The 2,446-nt window shown below is 32.2% G+C and carries 1 protein-coding gene; it reads left to right on the top strand.

What is annotated here, in order from left to right; genetic code table 11:
- The first annotated feature begins 391 nt into the window (after nucleotides 1-391).
- Nucleotides 392-2,224 (top strand): DUF262 domain-containing protein, encoded by a 1,833-nt coding sequence (locus FFM73_RS12320; RefSeq protein WP_137631932.1) that lies wholly within the window; start codon nucleotides 392-394, stop codon nucleotides 2,222-2,224.
- Nucleotides 2,225-2,446 lie beyond the last annotated feature (222 nt).

Below are 2,446 nucleotides of genomic sequence, written 5' to 3' on the forward strand. Positions count from 1 at the left end.
CCTCCAAATTTGAGATGCGTTTATTTTACCGTAAAAAAATGTTGGAAAACCGACATTTTCTAATCGGTATTTTCCAACATTTTACAACCGTTGCTGACATAATTAATTAAGCTTTCTAAGAATGCATATTCTATCATATCATAAATTTTTAAACAATATACAATTATATTTTTTCTATTTAAAAATTTCATCAGTGACTTTGTTAACTACTGTGGGCCATTAGCAATTAAAATTAACTATATTTACATAGATGTACAAAACACTATAGATCTCATGGATAGTTGAATGTATAGTAATATTAAAGACTAGACATCAATGAGGTATATTTTTGATAGCTAAACGTCAGGTGAATTGGTCTTTAATCATATATAAAAAGTGAGGCTTGTTTGTTATGTATCTGGATCCTGAATCAAAACCAATTTCAGAGATTTTTCCGATTGAAGGAGAAAAGCAATATCAAATTCCCATATACCAACGTAATTATTCTTGGAGCACTCAAAATATTGAGGATCTTTTCGATGACATAAATTCCGAAACTGCTGGATATTACATAGGTAATTTATTAGTCACTGCTGATAAGGAAAATAAAGATTATTTTGAAGTTGTTGACGGGCAACAACGATTAACGACAATTTCGCTCTTCTTTCTTGCAATTTACGAAACTGCGGAAAAAATGTTGCATGACGAAAATTCGTCTGAAATTAATGAGATCGCAAAAGATATTGGATCTCTTGAAATGGATATCAGTCGTAAATTAGAAATGCCTGATCAAACACCGAGAGTTAAATTATTGTTACCAGATAAGGAAATCTATGAAAACTACTTTGGCATAATGCATGACAAGACCAAGGGTAAGTACGGGAATTATACTTTTGCAAAGCGCTATAAATTTATTGTTGAATTGTTTCAAAATGAATTCAATACTTTTGCTGATTTGAAAAAATTCTTCAATCAATTAAATGCCGTTGAGGTGTTATTTATTAAAGTTGGGGATATCTCGGATGCATTTAATGTATTTTCATCATTGAATGGTAAAGGTATGCCACTAACAATGATTGATTTATTAAAGGCTCAATATCTAAAAACGGCTACGGATTCTATTGAACCCGAAGCAGCATCGGATTCTTGGGATGAATTAATTGCTGTATTTTCTAATGAAGATTCTCAAATTCAATCTTCTGAAGTTACTCGGTTTCTTTTGAATTGCTATGATACGTTTGAGGGAAATGGAAAATCATCAATAACCAAAGGTAAGGCATTGAGACTTTACGAAAAAGTTTTTGATGCTAAAGGCTATGAATATATTTATGAGTTAACCAGATATGCTAAAATTTATTCACATATTTCTCCCCGAATAGTGACTGATGAAGATCAGCAATTTGGCGAAGAAAATGACAATCTATTAAATAGTCTTGGCCGATTGGATGATTCTCAAGCTTACCCATTAATTTTATTTGCGTTGAATCTTTATTTGAACAAAGCCATCAGCTCCAAGGATGTGCATGATGTCTTACATGAATTGATCAATTTCTTTGTACGACGGAATATAGTTTTAAGACCTAAAGCATCAAATTTGAGAGCTAAGATTCTAGAAATTATTAGAAATTATACTGCTAGTGAGGATGAGAGCCTTTCAAAATTGGTTACTCGCAGTTTACAGTCTATTAGTGCTTCAGATGAAGAATTTAGATTAGCACTTAATAAACCAGTCTATGATGTTTCACCACAAACGGTTAGATTCATTCTGATTAGTCTAGAAAGAAAGTATGGGCAATACTTCAATAAACAAAATCCTGATTCTTTGGATCAAACACGTTCTACCAAAAGCGGTAGAAAATTACCAATATGGACATTGGATCATATACTTCCAGAAACAAATAATCTAAAACATGGTTGGAAGCATATGATTTCACCAGAAAATGAAGAAGAAGCCAAGCATCTTCAACAAGAAAATATGCATCGGCTTGGGAACCTAACTTTAACTGGATATAATCCAGAAATGAGTGATAGGGAATTTGTATATAAAAGGGATTACAGCACTGATGATTCTAAAGACTATTTAGGACTAAGAACACCGCTGTTTCTGAATAAATCGATTGCTGATCCGGATAAAACTATTGAACAAAAAGACGAATGGACTATTAAAGACATCGATAGAAGAACGGCATATTTAATTGATAAGGTTATTGCAAGCTTTCCTATGTTTGATAATTCCAATAACTAATTATTTAGTTGGACTGAAGATCGTAATCCAGATGATTCTTATAGTAGTTAACAAAAGAATATAAATGTACTTTTTTGAGACTGTGAAACCCAAATCACAGTCTCCTTTTTAGTTTCTTTAAACGTAAGCACACTATAACCGAACGTCTATGAATGCGTCTAACGGCGCAGTATGATCACCTTATCAATTATGATGAGGTGATTTTTTATGACTAAGCTTCAA

The sequence above is a fragment of the Secundilactobacillus hailunensis genome (genome assembly GCF_005405185.1).
Classification (GTDB): domain Bacteria; phylum Bacillota; class Bacilli; order Lactobacillales; family Lactobacillaceae; genus Secundilactobacillus; species Secundilactobacillus hailunensis.

Coding starts and splice junctions, on each gene's coding strand:
- FFM73_RS12320 (WP_137631932.1), top strand. CDS start 392: ATGTATCTGGATCCTGAATCAAAACCAATTTCAGAGATTTTTCCGATT.